Annotated in this window: 3 protein-coding genes; all 3 read left to right on the forward strand. The window is 61.3% G+C overall.

The window, feature by feature from the left end; genetic code table 11:
- Positions 1-905, forward strand: a 905-nt coding sequence (locus Q8O35_RS06735) for a site-specific integrase (protein WP_305571878.1), incomplete at its 5' end; no start/stop codon positions are given.
- Between the two features lie 109 nt (positions 906-1,014).
- Positions 1,015-1,503: a hypothetical protein gene (locus Q8O35_RS06740; protein ID WP_305571879.1), complete on the forward strand. Its 489-nt coding sequence runs from the start codon at positions 1,015-1,017 to the stop codon at positions 1,501-1,503.
- 110 nt (positions 1,504-1,613) lie between these two features.
- A partial coding sequence (locus Q8O35_RS06745; RefSeq protein WP_305571880.1) for a hypothetical protein occupies positions 1,614-2,007 on the forward strand: 394 nt, incomplete at its 3' end.

A 2,007-nucleotide genomic window follows, 5' to 3' on the forward strand; every position in this document is an offset into this window, starting at 1 on the left:
AGAAGTTTCTGCCCGGCTGGACTCCCGGCCACGCTGCCCGCATTTTGGTATCTCTTGAAAAGGATGCCTTCCCCTGGATTGGCGAGATACCAATTCGTGAGCTTTCCGCGCCTCAGGTGCTCGCCGTGGCCCGCCGCGTTGAATCTCGCGGGGCGCTGGAGACTGCCCACCGCCTTGTGGGGAACATTGGCCAAGTCTGCCGCTATGCCGTGGCCTGTGGCCTGGCTGAGTCCGACCCTACAGCGGCCTTGCGCGGGGCGTTGCCTCCTGCCATTCAGCAACATCATGCGACGATCACCCAGCCTCATGAGGTCGGGGCGCTGCTGAGGGCCATTGACGGCTATTCTGGCAGTTTCATCGTCAAGTGCGCCCTGCGCATCCTTCCTTACGTGTTCACCCGCCCCGGCGAGCTACGCGGCATGGAATGGCCGGAGCTGGAGCTAGACGGCCCCGCCCCGCTTTGGACGATTCCGCCCGCCCGCATGAAGATGCGCCGCAAGCATCTGGTGCCCTTGGCCCCTCAGGTGGTGGCTATCCTCAAAGACCTACAGCCGTTGACGGGCTCCGGGCGGCTTGTATTCCCCGGCGAGCGGACCAAGGAACGGCCCATAAGCGACGGAACCCTAGGCGCGGCCCTGCGCCGCCTGGGCTACAGCAATGCGGAACTGACGCCGCACGGCTTCAGGGCAATGGCTAGCACGATGCTGAATGAAATGAATTGGCCCGCAGACCACATAGAGCGCCAGCTTGCCCACGCGGAACAGAGCAAGGTCCGGGCGAGCTACAATCACGCCTCTTACCTCGCGGACCGCCGCATTATGGTCTACGCTTGGGCGGATTTTCTGGACCGCTTACGTAATGGCGGGCAGGTGGTGCCCCTGTTCCGGGCGAGCGGCGAGAAGTAGACTCAAGGCCCTGGCCGTGGTGGTCCGGGGCTGAGAATAGAGCGGCCCGGCGAGGTGGTACGAACACCCTGCCGAGCCTAACCACAACCTACCGATAGGAGGTAGATCAATGGCTGCGCAGTCCATACCCACCGATTTGTCCAACAGCAAGAGCATTCCCGCCCTCCAGGGCCGCGAAGACGGTTTCACCGGAGACGGCCCGCGCGCCTACACCGTGCCGCCCACTGAGGCCAACTTTCGGGAGCTGGCTTCAATGGGCTGCGCGTTCTCGACCTCGACCTTGCCGGGGCTGCTCCAGGCATACCTGGACCGCGCCGAAGACCACTACAGGAGTCCAGAAGCAGGGCAAAATGAGATCACCGCTGGATATCAAAACGAGGCACTCCGCCCCCTTCTGTTGGCTGCGCTGAAAATCGCATCCAGTGCCCAGAGTGCCCGCGCAATGGTCAAGGATGCCCTGGCTGAGGCCGCCGAAGACCCTGAGGGCGCGGCCCGTATGTTGGCGGATGCCGCTTCAACGGCGTGGTGCGCAGCGGATGACGCGGACCGGCTGGCCGTGGAGATCGGCAAACTTGCGCAGGCGGTAGGGGCCGCATAGACTGCCTTCACCTTTCCAGGGCCTAGCCGTGGCCTCATGAACCACGGCGAAAAGCTACTGCCCCTGTAGCCTGGCCCTGGACAAATCGAGGGGAGAGAGAGGGGGCAACAATGCCGACTTTGCAAATTGAGAACACTGCCCAGCTAGGCAGCGCAACACTCTGGCTGGAATTGCTGGGCATCCTCGCCTATCCTCAAGACAAAAAGAAACGGGAGAGGCTACTTTGTATCGGCCTTATCCAAGCCGCTTTAGAAGAGGGCTTTGAGGACGAAATCCCCTCTTCTTTTTGGGCGGAGGTAATAGACTATCCCCCTGCGATGCAAGTATGGGAAGAAATGGCAGAGCAATTTGAGCGAGGCCGTAAAGCCGGGGATGTTTTGGATGCTCTCCACCGCCTTTGTTTTGAACGATACCCAGAGCCGAGCCTTAGAAAGGCGCTATTCCTCATCGAGCAAGACTATGCAGAAACGACACGCATTGACGGGGGACGAATGGTAACATCCG

Origin of the sequence: Humidesulfovibrio sp. (assembly GCF_030689645.1) — a bacterium.
In the GTDB taxonomy this organism is placed as follows: Bacteria; Desulfobacterota; Desulfovibrionia; order Desulfovibrionales; family Desulfovibrionaceae; genus Humidesulfovibrio.